Origin of the sequence: Microcoleus sp. Pol7_A1, from assembly GCF_036701085.1 — a bacterium.
Taxonomy (GTDB): domain Bacteria; phylum Cyanobacteriota; class Cyanobacteriia; order Cyanobacteriales; family Microcoleaceae; genus Microcoleus; species Microcoleus asticus.
The window spans coordinates 1-18,416 of sequence record NZ_JAUBQD010000092.1 but is presented as its reverse complement, the minus strand read 5'-3'; the positions used below and the strand labels follow the sequence as shown (position 1 = coordinate 18,416).

General features: G+C 45.0%; 8 protein-coding genes. 7 read left to right on the top strand and 1 reads right to left on the bottom strand.

Annotated elements, in window-relative coordinates:
• The first annotated feature begins 209 nt into the window (after window positions 1-209).
• Window positions 210-10,013: a tetratricopeptide repeat protein gene (locus tag QUA20_RS29455; RefSeq protein WP_333193752.1), complete on the top strand. Its 9,804-nt coding sequence runs from the start codon at window positions 210-212 to the stop codon at window positions 10,011-10,013.
• Window positions 10,014-10,094: 81 nt separating this feature from the next.
• Here QUA20_RS29455 and QUA20_RS29450 read toward each other — a convergent pair whose 3' ends face one another.
• A complete protein-coding gene (locus tag QUA20_RS29450) occupies window positions 10,095-13,310 on the bottom strand; it encodes a glycosyltransferase (RefSeq protein ID WP_333193750.1) in 3,216 nt (1,071 codons plus the stop codon).
• A gap of 140 nt (window positions 13,311-13,450) precedes the next feature.
• Here QUA20_RS29450 and cobA point away from each other — a divergent pair, with 140 nt between their 5' ends.
• The 6 genes from cobA to QUA20_RS29420 all read left to right on the top strand — a co-directional run bounded on the left by cobA (window position 13,451) and on the right by QUA20_RS29420 (window position 18,204).
• Window positions 13,451-15,022: a uroporphyrinogen-III C-methyltransferase gene (gene cobA, locus QUA20_RS29445; protein ID WP_333193748.1), complete on the top strand. Its 1,572-nt coding sequence runs from the start codon at window positions 13,451-13,453 to the stop codon at window positions 15,020-15,022.
• A gap of 188 nt (window positions 15,023-15,210) precedes the next feature.
• On the top strand, window positions 15,211-15,402 hold the full coding sequence (locus tag QUA20_RS29440; RefSeq protein ID WP_015177921.1) for a hypothetical protein: 192 nt from the start codon (window positions 15,211-15,213) through the stop codon (window positions 15,400-15,402).
• Window positions 15,403-15,418: 16 nt separating this feature from the next.
• A complete protein-coding gene (locus tag QUA20_RS29435) occupies window positions 15,419-15,781 on the top strand; it encodes a type II toxin-antitoxin system death-on-curing family toxin (protein WP_333193746.1) in 363 nt (120 codons plus the stop codon).
• 226 nt (window positions 15,782-16,007) lie between these two features.
• A complete protein-coding gene (locus tag QUA20_RS29430; protein ID WP_333193744.1) occupies window positions 16,008-17,198 on the top strand; it encodes a tetratricopeptide repeat-containing serine protease family protein in 1,191 nt (396 codons plus the stop codon).
• Window positions 17,199-17,285: 87 nt separating this feature from the next.
• Window positions 17,286-17,864, top strand: coding sequence for a Uma2 family endonuclease (locus tag QUA20_RS29425; RefSeq protein ID WP_333193742.1), 579 nt, complete (start codon window positions 17,286-17,288; stop codon window positions 17,862-17,864).
• Window positions 17,865-18,063: 199 nt separating this feature from the next.
• Window positions 18,064-18,204, top strand: coding sequence for a hypothetical protein (locus QUA20_RS29420; protein WP_333193740.1), 141 nt, complete (start codon window positions 18,064-18,066; stop codon window positions 18,202-18,204).
• Window positions 18,205-18,416: the final 212 nt, after the last annotated feature.

Here is an 18,416-nt window from a genome sequence, read left to right as displayed (position 1 = left end):
GAAGAAGGAAGAAGGAAGAAGGAAGAAGGAAGAAGGAAGAAGGAAGAAGGAAGAAGGAAGAAGGAAGAAGGAAGAAGTAAGAAGGAAGAAGTAAGAAGGAAGAAGGAAGAAGGAATGGAGAAGAAGGAAGGAAGAAGGAAGGAAGAGTTAACAAATTAGAACAATTTGACAATCACCAGTTAGCGAACTCCCAAACAACAAAGACTACTATGGCTTCTCAAAAAAAAATTCGGAAATCTGCCTGCAAACTGGGTGCCGAAGACTCTTTGAAATTAGCTTGGGAACATCACCAAGCGGGCCGTTTGTTAGAAGCTGAGAATTTGTACCTGCAAATAATAAAAGTGCAGCCGGAATCAGCAAACGTGCTGTGCTTGTTGGGAATAGCGGCGAGACAGCAGGGAAAAATTGCCGAAGCGATCGACTTTTACGAACAGGCGATCGCCCAAAACCCCGATTTTGTAGAAGCACATTTAAATAAGGCTAATGTTTTGCTGGATGTAGGGGAGTATAAAAGGGCGATCGCCAGTTACGAACAAGTCATCAAAATCGAGCCAAATTCCGCACTCGCCTACAATAATTTGGGCTGGATTAAACAGCACTTAGGCGAAATAGACGCAGCTATTTTATATTACCAAACAGCGCTGCGACTCGACCAAAACCTGCACGAAACAGCGCACAATTTAGGACATTTATTTAAACAAAAAAATCAATTAAACGAGGCGATAGCTTATTACCTCCACGCTTTAAAATTAAATCCAAATTTGACATATTCTCTGATGGGGTTGGGAACAGTTCTGCAACAGCAGGGGAAATTAGCAGAAGCTTTCAACTGCTACCAGCAAGCTGTAATACGAGAGCCAAACAATCCCGAAGCTCACAACAATGTAGGAGCATTTTTCCACGAACAAGGCAATGTAAAAGCAGCAATATCCCACTACCGACAAGCATTAAACTTAAAGCCAGACTTCGTGGAGGCTATTAATAATCTCGGACACGCTTTGGTCGATTTAGGAGAATTTCAAGAGGCTTTTTCTTGTCACAGTCGAGCCTTGCAATTGCAGCCAGACAACGCCACCGCCCACCTGGAATTAGGTTTGACTTTGCTATTGTTCGGAGATTTTCAGCGGGGTTTTGCTGAATACGAGTGGCGGTGGCGCACTCCGCAACTATCGTCGAGGCAGTTTAAACAGCCTGTTTGGGATGGTTCAGATTTGCAGGGAAAAACTATTTTACTCCACGTCGAGCAAGGCTTCGGCGATTCTATTCAGTTTATTCGCTACGCGCCAATTATTTGCAGCCAAGGCGCTAAAGTTATGGTGGCTTGCTATCCAGAACTGCTGCGGTTGTTTGCGACAGTTGCCGGCATTGAATATTTATCAGTTAGTCTTGAGGGTTTGCCAGAATTTGACTTTCACGCACCCCTGATGAGTTTGCCGCGAATTGTGGGGACTACTCTGGAAACAGTACCGACAAATGTTCCTTATTTAGCTCCGCCTGATGAGTGCAAGTTTGCGCTTTCTTCTGATGCAAAATTGAAGGTAGGGATTGTTTGGGGAGGGAACCCGCAGCGCCGGAAAAACAATCAGCGTTCTTGCAGTTTGAGCGATTTTATTCAATTTTTGGATATTCCGGGAATCGCTTTTTATAGTTTACAAAAAAACTTGTCCCAGAGCGATCGCACTTTGTTGAACCAACACTTAGTGCCGGATTTGAGTCCGCATTTGAGCGACTTTGCTGATACCGCTTCTGCGATATCTCAACTGGATTTAGTGATTAGTGTGGATACGGCTGTGGCGCACTTAGCCGGTGCTTTGGGAAAACCGGTTTGGGTGCTGCTTTCTTTTGCTCCTGACTGGCGCTGGCTGCTGGAGCGTGAAGACAATCCTTGGTATCCAACTGCGAGGCTTTTCCGCCAAAGTCAGCCGGAAAGTTGGCAAGAATTGTTTGAAGAAGTAAAGGCGGCTTTGAGTTTATTCGCGATCGCCAATACTGCTAGTTATTCCGAGGATTATGCCCAAGCTCAGCTTGACTTCGTTTCGCTCGCAATGACTGCTAATAATAAGCCTGACCTCGATTCTGTGGCTCTCGAAATGACAGGTGCAAGCGTGGTTAAAGAGAGTAAACAAATATTTTTGATGGCGAGCGAAGTGTTAGCAGAAGGCTCCGCAGCTAAGCAATCGCAGGGGATTGAGACATCGGTTGCTATCGGAACGGCTGGCGATAATTTGGTTGTTTTAGAGGATTTATTGCGGCAAGCAGAACATTTAATGGAAACAGGCGATAAAGAAGAGGCGATCGCTCTTTACGAACAGATAATATCTCTTGACCCAAATTGCGTCCAAGCGCGGATTAATTTTGGTTTTCTCAAGCAAGAAAAGGGCGAATTAGACGCAGCTATCCCGCATTACCGAGAAGCTTTAGCGATCGATCCAAATATTCCTCAAACAGCTTACAACTTGGCAAAAATTTTTGAGGAACAAGGTCAAGTGGAAGAGGCTATCGCGCATTACGAGCAAGCTCTTGTCGCTGAACCTAATTTCGTTCCCGCCCTAATTAATTTAGCGGTGGCGCTGCAAGAAAAAGGCGAACTTGTAAGGGCGATCGAGCTGTACCGGCGAGCGCTGGAAATTCATCCGCATAGCTGGGAAGCTTACAACAATCTCGCAACAGTTTTGCAAGAACAGGGCAATTTAGAAGATGCGCTGGAATATTATCACAAAGCTCTAGAATTGCTGCCGGATTTTGTGGAAGCTATCAACAATTTAGGCAGGACGTTTCTGGAAAAAGGCGCGGTAGAAAATGCGATCGCCTGTTACAGACGGGCGATTCATTTAAGCCCCAACCACGCTAGCGCTCACCTGAATTTGTCCTTGGCTTTGCTGTTGGTGGGAGATTTGGAAAATGGTCTGGCAGAATACGAGTGGCGCTGGCAAATTAAAGAATTTCACACTGGTCATTCGTGTTTTTTGACGGGGCCGGAAAATACAGTTTCGGCGAGAGAATACCGGCCCCTGTGGGACGGTTCTGATTTGGTGGGAAAGACTATTTTGCTGCACGCCGAACAAGGTTTAGGCGATTCGCTTCAGTTTATCCGCTACGCTGCGATCGTCAAAAATAAAGGCGGTAGGGTAATTGTTGGTTGTTACCCGCAATTGCACCGTTTGTTTGCAACGGTTGACGGCATTGATTTGCTAATAGTTAAAGGCGAGCCGCTGCCGGAATTTGACGTGCAAGTGCCGATGTTGAGTTTGCCGTATATTCTCGGTACAAAGCTGGAAACAATACCGGCAAATACTGCTTATTTATCACCGCCTGCAGGTGCTGAATTTACGCTTCTGCCCGATCGCAATTTGAAAGTTGGGATTGTCTGGGCGGGGAATCCAAAACACCGCAAAAACAAGCAGCGTTCGTGCAGTTTAAGCCAGTTTCTGCCGCTTTTGGACGTTTCGGGGGTAAGTTTTTACAGCTTGCAGAAAGAGGTTTCCGAGGCAGATCGCGCGCTGTTGAATCAAACGCCGATCGTAGATTTGAGCCCGCATTTTGGCGATTTGGCCGATACTGCTGCTGCGATCGCCAAACTGGATTTAGTCATTAGTGTCGATACCGCTGTCGCCCATTTGGCGGGCGCTTTGGGCAAACCAGTGTGGATTTTGCTGGCGTTTTCGCCGGATTGGCGGTGGCTGTTGCAACGCGAAGACAGTCCTTGGTATCCAAGCGCAAGGCTGTTTCGCCAGCATCAGCGGGGCGACTGGGAGGACGTTTTCGCTCGGGTGACGGAAGCTCTAAGCGCGGTTGCTGCGACATTTGTGCCGGCGGATTCGGCGGATGCAGAGTTTCGGTTGGGCGTGGATTTGCAGCAGCAAGCCGATTTTGGCGGTGCGATCGAATGTTATGAGCGGGCGATCGCGATCGATCCTAATTACGCAGCCGCCTACAGCAATTTAGGCGTTGTCAAACAGCAAACTGGCAGGCTAACAGAGGCGATCGCGCACTACCGACAAGCCCTAGCAATCGACCGGAATTTGGCGGAAACTGCGAGCAATTTGGGCAGCGCGCTGGCGGAAGCAGGGGAGACTGAAGAGGCGATCGCAGAATACGAGCGGGCGCTTTCTTTGAACCCGAATTGCGCGGAAGCGCTGATTAATTTGGGCCTGTTGCGGGAAGAGCAAGGAGATGTTGCGGAAGCTGTAAGCTGCTACGAGCAAGCGATTCAAGTCAATCCTAATTGCGCGGTGGCTTATTTGAATTTGGGAATTGCTTTGGAGGGACAAGGGGAGGAAGGGAAAGCGATCGCGAATTATGAACGGGCGATCGCGATCGAGCCAAATTATGTGGACGCCCTGCATCATTTAGCATACGCCTCGATCCGACAGGGCAAAATTCCAGATGCGATCGCATACCACGATCGAGCTCTGGCGCTGCAACCGGATTTGACAGAAACCGATCTCGCTTTCGGGAGTTCGCTGTCAAGCCCAGATAAGTTGGATGAGGATATAGCTGTTTGCCAGCAAGCGATTCAGGCATTGCCAGCCAGTGCGCAGGCTCACTGCAATCTGGGAATTGTCCTGCACAAACAGGGCAAAATTGAAGATGCGATCGCCTGCTATCAGCAAGCTTTGAGCCTGAAACCCGGCTTTCCAGAAGCTTTGAACAATCTCGGCAAAGCTTTTGAGGAAGCGGGAAAAATGGCAGAGGCGATAGATTGTTACCGTCGGGCGATCGAACTCAAACCCGGTTATCTCAATCCCCTCACCAGTTTGGCAAGTGCTTTGCACGATCGCGGACAGTTTGCAGATGCTGTCACCTGCTACAGCCAAGCAGTAAAATTCAATGTTGCTAACCCCGAAGCTCACCTAAATTTAGGTTTAGCTTTGCTGCTGTCGGGAGACTTTCAGCGGGGTTTTTGCGAGTACGAATGGCGACTCCTAGTTAAAGAAAAACAGTTCCAGCCCCAGAACTTTATTCAGCCGCTTTGGGATGGCAAAGATTTGCAGGGAAAAACTATTTTGCTTTGCCCGGAACAGGGTTTAGGCGATGCAATTCAGTTTATCCGCTACGCAGATTTAGTCAAGCAAAAAGGCGGTAGGGTAATTGTTTGGTGTTTGCCGCAGTTGCAGCGCTTGTTTGCACAAGTTTCGGCAATCGATGGATTAATAGTTAATCCAGAGGATGCGCCGGATTTTCAAGTGCGCGCGCAGCTAATTAGTTTGCCTCAGCTTCTGGGAACAACTTTAGAAACTATACCGGCGAATGTTCCTTATTTAGCTCCGCCGCCCGGTGAGGAATTTACTCTCAGTCCAACTGCTAATTTGAAAGTAGGGATTGTGTGGTCTGGAAATTCTCAATATTCCCAAAATAAGGTGCGCTCTTTACCGCTGAATTTGTTAACCAAACTGTTAGATATTCCCGGAGCCGATTTTTACAGCTTGCAAAAGGAAACGACAGCAGACGAGCGCGCTTTGTTACAGCAAATGCCCGTCACAGATTTAAGCTCTTATTTGCACGACTTTGCCGATACTGCGGCGGCAATCTCGGCTCTGGATTTAGTGATTTCTGTAGATACTGCTGTGGCGCACTTGGCTGGTGCTTTGGGCAAACCAGTGTGGATTTTGCTGTGTTTTGTGCCGGATTGGCGGTGGATGTTGCAACGCGAAGATAGTCCTTGGTATCCGACGGCGCGGCTGTTTCGCCAGTCTACAGCGGGGGATTGGGAAGGAGTTTTAGAACAAGCTAGTTTGGCGCTGAGAGAAAAAATTGTCCAGCATCAAGAAGCTCTACCGCCAAGAGAAACTCAAACCAATATTGAATTATATCAAAAACAGTTCAATCAGGGAAATTTTCTCAAGTCGCAAGGTAGATTTGCCGAGGCGATCGCTTATTTTAAAAATGCTTTAGTTTTGCAGCAGAATTCGATAGAAGCCGCCACTAATTTGGCCGTTACGCTGCACCAAACAGGCGATTTAGCCGAAGCTGCCACCTATTATCAGCGCGCGATAGAAATCGACCCTAACTGCGCTCAAGCGCAAAATAACTTGGGTATTTTGCTGCAAGATAAAGGGAATATAGCCGATGCTGTATCTTGCTTTCAAAAGGCGATCGCCCTGAATCCGATTTACGTCAAAGCTCTCAACAATCTCGGCGCGACACTCCAGAAGCAGGGCGAGTTACCGAGTGCGATCGCCTGTTTTCATCAAGCACTTTCTGTCAATTCCAATTACGTGCCAGTCCTGGTAAATTTGGGTGTGGCGCTGCAAGCAAAATGTCAGTTAGCCGAGGCAGAACGCCTTTACGAGCGTGCAATTGAAGCAGAACCGAACAATCCTAAAGGACACTATCACCTGGGAACTTTATGCTTGGGTGCGGGCAAAATAGAACAGGCAATTTCTAGCTTGGAACAAGCAATATCATTAGATCCAAGTTATGTAGAAGCATTCACTAATTTAGGCAGTGTAGTTGAACAATTAGGAGATGCTAATCGGGCTATTGCTTGTTATAAAAAAGCTCTCGAAATAGAGGCCAACTGTATTAAAGCTCACTTCAATTTAAGCTTAGTATTGCTGTTGACTGGGGACTTACCGCGCGGTTTAGCAGAATACGAGTGGCGCTGGCAAACAGAACAGGCGAAAAAATTGCCACGGTTGAATTTTGACCAACCAGTTTGGGACGGTTCAGCTTTGAACGGGCAAACTATTTTGCTCCGATCTGAACAAGGTTTGGGCGATGCGATTCAATTTGTGCGATACGCGGCAATTGTGCAGCAAAAAGGCGGCAAAGTAATCATTTCTTGCTATCAAGAACTGAAGCGTTTGTTTAAGCATATTCCTGGGATTGAACAAGTGGTGGTTCGGATGGATGAATTGGCGGATTTTCAAGTGCAAGCACCGCTGATGAGTTTGCCGCACCTTCTGGGAACAAATTTAGAAAATATACCGGCCAATGTTCCTTATTTAGCTGCGCCGCCGAATTGGCAATTTTCCTTAAATTCCGATCGCAATTTCAAAGTTGGGATTGTGTGGGCGGGAAGTTCGGAACATTTAAAGGATTTTCAGCGATCGAGCGATTTAAGCTATTTTCTGCAATTGTTAAATATTGCCGGTGTAAGTTTTTACAGTCTTCAGAAAGAAGTGTCAGCGGGCGATCGTACTTTGTTAACTCAAATTCCCGTGATAGATTTGAGCGACAATTTGAACGATTTTTCCGATACTGCGGCGGTGATATCGCAACTAGATTTAGTAATTTCCGTGGATACCGCTGTCGCGCATTTAGCCGGTGCTTTGGGTAAACCCGTATGGATTTTGCTTTGTTTTATGCCGGATTGGCGGTGGATGTTGGAACGCGAAGACAGCCCTTGGTATCCGACGGCGCGGCTGTTTCGGCAGCAAACACCGGGGGATTGGGTGGGAGTTTGCGATCGGGTAAAAATAGCCTTAAAACACCTAATCTCTACTCGTTCCCACGAATATCCTGGGAACGCAGATCCCGAGGCTGCGCCTCGATTTTCCTTATCGCCCGCACAGGTACAATTTTACCTAGCAAATGCCTTACGAAAACAAGGGAAAAAAGCAGAGGCAGCCGCTCGCTACGAACAAGTAATTGCCGCCTCACCCCGCCACGCAGAAGCCCACAGTTATTTAGGTTATCTCAAACAGGAAAACGGGCAAATAGCCGAGGCTATTGTTCATTACCAAAAATCGCTAAAAATCAATCCCAACCAGGCTGAAACTAACTTATACTTGGGTTCCGTCCTCGAAGATCAGGGACAAGTCGCAGAGGCGATCGACTTATACAATAAAGCAATTCAACTATGTCCAAACTCGCCAAATTGGCGCTTGAGACTAGCCTTAGCTTTGCTTTTAACTGGAAATTATGAGCGCGGTTTTACGGAGTACGAATCGCGCTGGCAAACTCAAGAATTGGAGCAGCGCTATTTTGAGCAACCACTTTGGGACGGCTCTGATTTGCAGGGAAAAACAATTTTATTGCACCCAGAACAAGGTTTTGGCGATACGATACAGTTTATCCGCTACGCACCTTTAGTCAAGCAAAAAGGCGGCAAAGTTGTTGTGGCTTGTCATGTCTTGCTGAAGCGTTTATTTGAAGGAATTGCAGGAGTCGATCGAGTAGTAGTGCGGCCGAGCGATATGGTAGATTTTCAAGTGCAAGCCCCGCTGCTAAGTTTGCCGCGAATTCTGGGAACGACTTTGGACAATCTACCGGCGAATATTCCTTATTTAGCCCCGCCACAGGATTTTAAATTTTCCCTAGAGCCGAACAATCAACTAAAAGTAGGTATTGTGTGGGCGGGCGGCCCGCTGCACCGCAACAATCATCAGCGATCGTGTAAATTGAGCGATTTTGTGAAATTTTTAGATGTTCCGGGAGCGAGTTTTTACAGCCTTCAGAAAGATCTGTCAGCAGGCGATATTACTTTATTAAATCAACAGCCAATTGAAGATTTGAGCGAACATTGCGTCGATTTTGCCGACACCGCAGCAATTATTTCCCAACTGGATTTAGTAATTTGCGTTGACACTGCTGTGGCTCATTTAGCGGGTGCTTTAGGCAAACCAGCCTGGGTTTTGCTGTCTTTTGTTCCCGATTGGCGGTGGATGCTGGAACGCGAAGATAGCCCTTGGTATCCAAGCGCAAGGCTGTTTCGACAGCAAAAAGCGGGTGATTGGGATGGAGTTTGCGATCGTATAAAAGCAGCCTTGCTAGAGAGGGCGGGCACGGAGGCACCGCCCCTACAATCTACTCGTTATCATGCTCAGCCTGGGAACGCAGATTCTGATGCTCAGTCTCAAATCCAACGCCCAGAAACTCCCCCACAAATTACCGGAATCGGCATTAGTTGGCCAGTCAGCATCACCAGCGGCTGGGGGATTTACGGCATGAATTTAACACTGCAACTGCTGCGAAATCCCGCCTGGGAAGTTGCACTTTTAGTACCGCCATCTATCACCTCAGAATCTATCAATCCGCTGCATAAATCCCTGTTATTACCTGTAGTAGAAAAACAGAAAAATTTTCAGGAATTAGTAACCGCAAATTCAGACAAACAGATTACTTGCAACTTTCCCGTACTTTACGCTTTGGGGAATAATTTAGCATCCTCTGGAGTTGAGAATCAAATTACCAGCGCTTCTCAAATAGGAGTCATATTTTTTGAAGACACGCGAATCACAGCAGAAGCACTAGAAAAAGCCAAAAAATATAGCGCAATTGTCGCCGGTTCTAACTGGAATGCGGATGTTTTGAGAAGCTGCGGCTTGACTAATGTGGCGATGGTAAATCAAGGAATTGACCCCGCAATTTTCCATCCTGCACCCAAATCTAATCTATTTGGCGATCGCTTCGTCATCTTCTCTGGCGGCAAACTGGAATATCGCAAAGGTCAAGATATTGTAATTGCCGCTTTCAAACGATTTCGCGCCAAACATCCAGAGGCTTTGTTACTAACAACATGGCACAATTTTTGGCCTCAGTATATGTTAGGAATCGAACAAACCGGAAACGTTGCGGGACTTCCCAATATCAACCGCGACGGAAGTTTAGGAATTTCCCAATGGTTAGCGACTAACGGTTTGCCGATTGACTCTTTTATCGACATCGGCTTAATTCCCAATCACCTCGCCGGACAAATTTTGCGAGAAGCCGACTGCGCTGTTTTCACCAACCGCTGCGAAGGCGGCACTAATTTAGTCGCGATGGAAAGTATGGCCTGCGGAATTCCGACTATTTTATCAGCAAATACTGGTCATTTAGACTTGATTTACCATAACATTTGCTATCCTTTATCGAATCAGGGACGAGTTAAACCGACTGCTCATTTTTCCGGTGTAGAAGGTTGGGGAGAGTCTGAGGTTGCAGAAGTTGTTGAGGCTTTGGAGCAAATTTATACTAATCGCGAAGAGTCAAAAAGTCGCGGTTTAGCTGCGGCTAATTTTATGCTCAATTGGACTTGGGAAAAACAGGTTAAGCGTTTTCTTGATGTTATATCAAATTCGCTTTAACAATTATTTTTTTCGGCTAATAAAATTCGCTACTACACAAACAACGTCCGCTTTTGCAGACTAAAGAATAAAGAATCAAGATTAACTTGCGATTTGTCCCAAGAACTTTTTAGCACTATTCACGCTTTCCATATCGTAAAGTTCCCGGTTGTAACAAACAATTTGTGCTACCAACTTTTGATGATATTGCTGAGCTTTAGCCAACATAGAACCCTGGGAACGCCGATAATTGACAACTACTTCTCTCGTTCCCAAAAAGGGAATATTGTGCTTGTGGCAGTTAACCCAAAACTCCCAATCTTCGTAACCTTCTTTCATCCCAACTTTGTACCCGCTGACCAAATCCAAAATAGATTTGTGATAGAGTGAAGACGGGTGAATCATGTTAGATTGCTTAATTTTTTCGGGAGAATACAACTCGTAACTGGGTACTATGCGATTTTCAGTGCCAAACATTTGATAAGAACCAAATGCTACGCAAGGTACATTGGATTTTAAACATATTTCTAAAAGGTCAGTCAAGGCGTTTTCAGCTAGGATATCATCCGCATCTAAAGGCATAATGTATTCACCGTTTGCTGCTGCTATGCCAGCATTTCTAGCACTTGAAAGCCCTTGATTTGTTTGTTCTACAAGCCTAATTTGATATTGGGGATTTGCTACTATTAAATTTTTGGCAACTGTGCTGGTAGTATCTAAGCTGCCGTCATTGACAATGATAATTTCCCAATTTTTGTAAGTTTGGTTAATCACGCTAGTTACTGTTTCCAGCAAAAAATGAGATTGATTGTAGCAGGGAATAACCACAGATACCAAAGGTCGATGTGCCAATTGTGGCGATGCTGAAACTTGTTTGACACTTTCTGATTGTAAATTATGTGCCGAATTTCTAGCAGCTTGCAAGCTGTAAAGATAAATCTTGGGATGGACGATCGCTAATTGATTCAAATCGGTATTTTGATATTCATTTACTAACTTTTGAGATCTCGACAAGTATTCTTGTTTGACAAAAATCAAGATATTCTGAGCGTACCAAGGCTCTACTTTGTCATTGTTCCATATTTTTTTTCTCAAGCAGTCAATAACTGCATAGCCGTTTTTCTGAAAGTAATAAACCCAATATTGTGGCCACTGTTCGTTAACGTGTTCGACGCCTCCTTGAAATGGTATCGCAGCAGAAAACAGAATCACTGGTGCTAGTTGAGTGAGAGAATTAACAAAATTTTCGGCACAGGTAGCCGGCAAATGTTCCGCAACTTCTAGGGAAATTGCTAAGTCAAACTTTCTGTTTATTTGCAGCGGTTGCTTTAAATCGGCGGATTGGAACTGATTTAAAGGAATTTGTAAAATAGTGCGATCGACATAATCGCCATCTATTCCCAAACAATCAGCAATTCCCAACTGGTGAAACGCAGCTAACCAACTTCCCGTACCGCAGCCCACATCTACCACACTTTTAGGTAAAATGGGTTGCAGCAAGTCTAACAGCAGGGGAATAATTTCTCTAGCTGAACTGCGAGTTCCTTCTCCGATTAATTGGTAAAAATCTCTTGTATAAGATGACTGTTGGTTTTGATTGGTTTGGCTGGCTGTTTGAGAATTAATTGTCTCTAAACTGCTAATATTGTAGCCGTGCAAATGTGCTGGCAACTGCCAGGAAATCTTGGGATCGGGTTGATGTTTTACTGGCTCGACATTACCCCGCCAAGCAGCCCCCATAATTTGCATTGTTTGATATACTACTGTTTGCCACCCCCTTTGCTTCAAGTAATCTAAACCTTTACCAACATCTGGAGCAGTTAAATCGTGAAATAAAATTATTGCATCTTCCTCAGCCAATTTTTCACACGCAATGGCATCATTTAACGGCCCATCACCTCCGTGTTCTCCGTCAATAAAAATTAACGACCATTTGCGGTTGAATTGAGCGGAAAATTCTTCTACTCTTTGGGGGCTGTAGCCCGGTATTAACTCGACGGTTGTTTGAACTCCCGACGCATTGAGAGCACCTTGAATTGAATCGATTACGCTTTGTCTGATATCTTGTCTTTCTAATAGCGGATCTACGACATCTAACTCAACTCCTGCGAGGGCTAAGTGACAGGCAGACCAACCCAGCCAGCAACCTATTTCTAATGCTTTTTTACCTTTGAATTGCAGGGCTGTATTGTAAAGGATGTGGGCTTCGTCCCGATTCAAAAACCCGATGAATGGATAGCGCTTGTCTGCATACCAATTATGCGGAACTTCCCGGCGCAAATAAGGCCAGTTACTCCCATTTGGATCGGCAACAATCATATGGGGGAAATAGGAATCAGGTATAATTATTTGGAATCCTGGCGAGACATAATCCCCTGGATGTAATAAATTATTTTTGCTAATTTCAGGTTGTTGGTAAGTCATTTGGGGTTCTTGAAATATTTGTACTGCTTGGTGTTTTTTAGGTTGGTAACGGACGCTGATTTCCAGTATGTCGCCGTCAGTTGCCATCAATTGTACTCGGTCAAACTGCTGGCGTCCAGCTAAATGCAAAATGCCGATCGCCTCCTGCGGCAAGTACGGCTCCACGAAACAGCCTCGCTGCTTGTCCCAAACCGGAAAACCGTTGAATATCCAATTGCACCAAGCTGGTAGCATTTCAGTGAGATTGAACAATTCGCCACTGTAAACAGCTAGGTTGAGGGCAAATTGATCTGTCATGACACAGCCTGATTTTTGCAATCCTTGATTAAGTTTATCAGCCCATATTTCCCAGTGCAAAGCATCTTTTCGGAGGGCGAAAACTCCGGCATTTAATATCGGATAACTGTATAATTTATTAGCGACTTCATTACCAAAGTTAGCTTCGTATTGTTGATAAACCCATTGCCAAAACTGAGGAAGTTGTCCGTACTGCTGCAAGCTAGCTCTGTGAACTTCGGGAACAATTGCCAGTCCCCGGCGCGATGCTCCTTCAACCAACAAATTAATTGCTCTCCAGTCTTGAACCCAAGCATCCGCATCTATCCAAATGTATATATCAAAATTGGGAAAGTATTTTCGCAAACAAGGTCTAACTAATAATCCTTTTAAATGTTCGGGAGCTTCATTTCTGCCAGGAAAGTCAAAGTCCCAATCGGGCTTTTGAATGATATTAACTTGTGTTTTTAGCCACTGCAACTGTTCGGGAGTACAGCCGAGATCGAAAAAGCCGATCGCCACATTTTCACCCTCTGGTTTTTCCCGCACCGATAAAATAGTGCCTCGCACCAATTCAAAGTAATTTGCATCGGCGGCCGTGATGATGATAATCTGCATAAATAGCTTTTATTATACAATCAAACTGCTGAGTATACCGTAGGGTGCGCCATGCGCGCTTTACTATAGTGTAGGGTACACCATGCGTACCTGACTATAGGCTAGCAATATTCATAAAACTATACTATCGAGGAGGAATTGTGAAAAACCACAAAGGGAAAGTTTATCTAGTGGGTGCGGGGCCCGGAGATTGTAACTTGATGACAGTGCGATCGCACAAACTGCTATCCCAAGCCGAAGTCCTAATCTACGACGCTCTCATCGACATCCCGCAACTCGAATTAATCCCAGCAACTTGTCGGAAAATCGAAGTCGGGAAACGCGGCGGCCAACCTTCCACCCAGCAGCAAGAAATTAACCGTTTGCTGGTAGAACATTGCAAACTAGGAAAACAAGTAATCCGCTTAAAAAGCGGCGATCCGTTTATTTTTGGTCGTTCTAGTTCTGAAATTCAAGCATTAATAACAGCGGGCTGCGACTTTGAAGTAATAGCCGGAATTTCATCAGCATTAGCCGCACCTTTACTAGCAGGAATTCCTCTCACTGATCCGGTAATGAGTCGCTGTTTTGCCGTGATGAGCGCCCACGAACCGGATGCTTTAGAATGGGAAGCATTAGTGCAGATAGAAACTTTGGTAATATTGATGGGAGGGCGCAATTTAAGCGAGATCATCTGGCAATTGCAAAAGCACGGACGATCGACCGAAACTCCGATAGCCATTATCCGAGATTGCGGCCGCCCCGAACAGCAAATTTGGCTGGGCACTCTCTCCAACATTGTACAGCAAACAGCAGGTCAATCTCTCTCGCCTTGCGTGATCGTAATTGGGGAGGTAGTGAGATTGCGCGAATATTTAATCCAGCTAGAAAGCACAAATATGATCGATACACCAGTCACCACTAATAATAGCAAATTGCCACTAGCAGGAAAAACCATTTTAGTCACGCGATCGGTTTCTCAGTCGGCTGAATTTAGCGATCGACTCCAGCAACAAGGAGCTCGCGTTATCGAAATGCCCGCTTTGGTAATTGGGCCGCCGTCCACTTGGGAACCATTAGACAGTGCGATCGCACAATTGTCAAGCTTTCACTGGTTAATTCTCACTTCCCACAATGCTGTAGACTGCTTTTTTCAACGATTACAAGCAAAAGGCAAAGACGCCCGCAGCTTGTTTGGCATTAAAATTGCAGTTGTCGGCAAAAAAACAGCCGAAAGTTTGCGATCGCACTCTCTACAACCAGACTTTATTCCCCCCAACTTTGTCGCCGATTCCCTAGTCGATAACTTCCCCGATAACTTGCAAAGCTGCAAAATTCTATTTCCGAGAGTAGAAAGCGGCGGCAGAGAAATTTTAGTTAAAGAATTCACCGCCAAAGGAGCGCAAGTAATAGAAGTGCCAGCTTATCAATCTTGCTGTCCCGAAACTATCGACCCGATCGCCCTATCCGCACTCCAAAATCAAGCCGTAAATATCATAACATTTGCCAGTTCAAAAACCGTACATAACTTTTGCAATCTCATACAACAAAGCCCAAAATTGTCCCTGTCTAAGGATTGGTTGGAAAACGTTTGCATCGCCTCCATCGGCCCGGAAACTTCCAAAAGCTGTCAGAATTTATTGGGTAAGTTAGATGTGGAAGCCAAAGAATACACGTTAGACGGATTGACTGAGGCTATCGTTGAATGGGTTGCAGAATATCAAAATATATAAGTGCGATTGAACAGTAGTTGATTATCTAATCTGTTGGTTGTAAAATTGTTGTAATCTCATTTTAAAAAAGTTATCTGTAAGGACACGGCACTGCCGCATCCTTACAGATAATGGCGTACAATCTCAAGGTTGCAAGACTTTTATGAATTCGGATAAAATAGTTGTAAAATAACTAGGAGGAAAGAAACATGACCGCAAAAGACCAACTTCTTCAAGAACTCGACCAAGTACCAGAACCCTTGCTGCTGAAAGTGCTTGAATTTGTCCGTTCCTTAAAGACTGAAGAAGAACAACAAAAACTAGAAGCCAAAGCATGGCAGGCATATCTCGATTCAGAACGCGAAAGAAAGGAGGTTTACCGTCGCCTTGCCAACTCCTAATTTTGTCAGCAAAAGTATGGTTTTAAGTATCCACGCCAGACAGATAGAGAGCTTTGGTGGCACTCCTGGTGTCAGAGACGAAGGTTTGTTAGAGTCGGCTTTGGCTCAACCGCAAGCAACTTTTGGCGGTCAATTTTTGCATCCAGAAATTAGCGAACAAGCGGCCGCCTATCTCTATCACATAGCGATGAATCATCCCTTTATTGACGGCAATAAACGAACGGCTTTTGCAGTGACAGATACCTTTTTGCGTTTAAATGGTTGCACTCTGAATTTGACGGACGATCGAGCATATGATTTAGTCATGCGAGTCGCACGGGGAACCATGACTAAGGAAGAACTAACCACCGAGTTTGAGTCATGTATTTTTAAGTTTTAATAAGTAAGTTGGGCAGCCTACGTTGAGATTAAGTAAGGTGCAGCGTACTCACCCTACATTGAAATAGCGAATCGCGGAACAAAAAAGCGAGTAAAATTATCACTAAAGAACAAAGCCGATCGCCTTTGCGTCAAATCAGTAATAAAACTAAACAGAAAAAAGCACAAACCGCCGATCGCCCTTTCTTCCCCAAATCCCGCTACCCAACTACTAATTAGCAATAGCCATGAATATAAATTTTTCTCGTTACGACACCTTAAGCACCCTGCTAGCAGGAACTACCGCAGCTTTAACCATAGTCATCAGCCAACCCGCGATCGCCAAAACGCCCCAAGAAGTTGCCAGCATTGCCGGGCCGCTGACAGTACAAATTAACAGTTCCCTAGGAGACGGTTCTGGCGTAATTATTGCCAAAACAGGCAAAACATACACAGTTTTAACAGTCAATCACGTCGTAGAAAAAGCAGACGTGAAATACACCGTTCGCACGTCTTTAGGCAAAAACTATCAAGCAACCTCCGTCACCCGTTTGCAAACCGCCGAAACTGACCCAGATTTAGCCGTAGTCAAATTTGAAAGCCCCGAAGAATATCCAGTCGCGACGATCGCAGATTCCGATTTAGCCGTCATCGGCACTCAAATCTTCGTTTACGGCTATCCCGCTACGGGCGGACTTTTCGGCGCCGAACGAGAACCCGAACTCTCTCCCGGACTCGTTACCAGCCGCCCGCGCAACCGCCCAGAAGGTTACACTTTGCGGTATCAAGCCGTAACTTGGAGTGGTATGAGTGGCGGGCCAGTTTTCGACTCCGAAGGCAGAGTCATCGGTTTGCACGGACAAGGCGAATTCGGTTTTGCTCAAACCAGTTCCGGGGAAGTCGCCCCAATTAAAACCGGATTTAACGCAGCAGTTCCAATCAATACATTTATCGCGAAGCTAGTGGCGGCGGGAATAAACAAATCCGAATTGAAAGTAGACAATACTCCCCCAACCAGCGGCCCGGTATCCACCGCGAATCCGCAAGATGCCCAAGCTTATTATTTTCGAGGACTTTCGCTGTTAGATCGAGGAGATGCTTGGGAGGCGATCGCGGATTTCAACAGAGCACTCGCTTTCAAGCCCAAATATACCCCTGAATTGTATTTTAATATCGGTAATGCCCGCACTTTCATCACCGCCGGCTTGCCCCCACAGGAATCCACACGCGGTTCCACTGCTATTCAAGCATACACGCGGGCGATCGAAGCCAATCCCGGTTTTGCCGACGCTTACTACAACCGAGCTTTAGCTTACCTGGACAATAAAGACCAACCGAAAGCAATTGCGGACTTTCAAAAAGCAGCAGAACTTTACAAACAAGGCGGAAGAACCAGCGCCTATCAAGACGCACTCAACAGAATCAAACAATTGCAGTAGAATTAGAAGTTAAGAATTAAGAATTAAGAATGAATAATCCCATTTTTAATTCTTGATTTATTTTATACAAACAGCAGGTAAATAAACATGACTGCTATAACATTAAACCTCAATTCCATTATTAAATTAACTTCCGCACAGTTTTATCAACTGTGTGAAGAAAACCCGGGACTGAAACTAGAACGCAGCGCCAACGGAGAATTAATTGTCATGCCGCCAACCGGAGGAGAAACAGGGAAACGCAACTCAAAACTTAACTTACAGGTAGGAATTTGGAACGAACAAACTGAACTCGGCGAAGTGTTTGATTCCTCCACAGGATTTACCCTCCCAAACAAAGCCGATCGCTCTCCCGATGCGTCTTGGGTAGAAAAATCGCGCTGGGAGGCTTTGACGCCCGAACAAAGAGAAAAATTCATCCCGCTTTGTCCCGATTTTGTCATTGAATTAGTCTCACCCAGCGACAGCCTGAAAAAAACTCAGGACAAAATGCAAGAATATATGGAAAATGGCTGCCGTTTGGGTTGGCTGATTAACCGGAAAAAACGGGAAGTTGAAATTTATCGCCCCGGTCAAGATGTGGAAGTTTTACAATCTCCTCTCACCCTTTCTGGGGAAAATGTTTTGCCGGGATTTGTTCTCAATTTGCAAAAAATTTGGAATTAGTAGAATTAAATTTTGACTTATATCATATTCGGTAAAATAACCGTTATTATTTCGTAGTGAAAAATGCAAGTCAGAGCGAATTAGATCGAGACTCTCCCTCTTCACTACGAACCAATTTTGTTATTATCGTTCTAGGATAGAATATTAGCTAGAAATTTGATAAAATTATAAGTACCCATAAAATTAACGCCCTAGAATTATGGTTCAAACAATTCAATCTAAAAATGTCGCATTAGAAGAATTAAAAACGCTTTTTGACCTGCAACTTGTCACTGACGACCAATTTTTTATAGAATGGCAATACGAGTTGCCAGAAATCACCGACTTTCAAAAACGGTAGTCCTGCATAGTCAGTATAATTAATGGTTTTAATTGATAGATAAACTGGCGTTATACTCATGAATAAAATACCAAATAGCTCCAATATGATGGGAGAGTTTTTTAGAGAAGGAAAGAGTCTTTCTCCCCAATCGAGATATTAGACATCTCCGAAAACAGTCAAAGCCTCTGTGTAGTTAAGCTCCTTGACGTAAATGTAATTATCCTAAATTA

Bases quoted from the DNA above. Each gene is read 5' to 3' on its own strand.
- QUA20_RS29435 (WP_333193746.1), top strand. From the start codon at position 15,419: ATGGTTTTAAGTATCCACGCCAGACAGATAGAGAGCTTTGGTGGCACT.
- QUA20_RS29420 (WP_333193740.1), top strand. From the start codon at position 18,064: ATGGTTCAAACAATTCAATCTAAAAATGTCGCATTAGAAGAATTAAAA.
- QUA20_RS29450 (WP_333193750.1), bottom strand. From the start codon at position 13,310: ATGCAGATTATCATCATCACGGCCGCCGATGCAAATTACTTTGAATTG.
- QUA20_RS29440 (WP_015177921.1), top strand. From the start codon at position 15,211: ATGACCGCAAAAGACCAACTTCTTCAAGAACTCGACCAAGTACCAGAA.
- QUA20_RS29425 (WP_333193742.1), top strand. From the start codon at position 17,286: ATGACTGCTATAACATTAAACCTCAATTCCATTATTAAATTAACTTCC.
- QUA20_RS29455 (WP_333193752.1), top strand. From the start codon at position 210: ATGGCTTCTCAAAAAAAAATTCGGAAATCTGCCTGCAAACTGGGTGCC.
- QUA20_RS29430 (WP_333193744.1), top strand. From the start codon at position 16,008: ATGAATATAAATTTTTCTCGTTACGACACCTTAAGCACCCTGCTAGCA.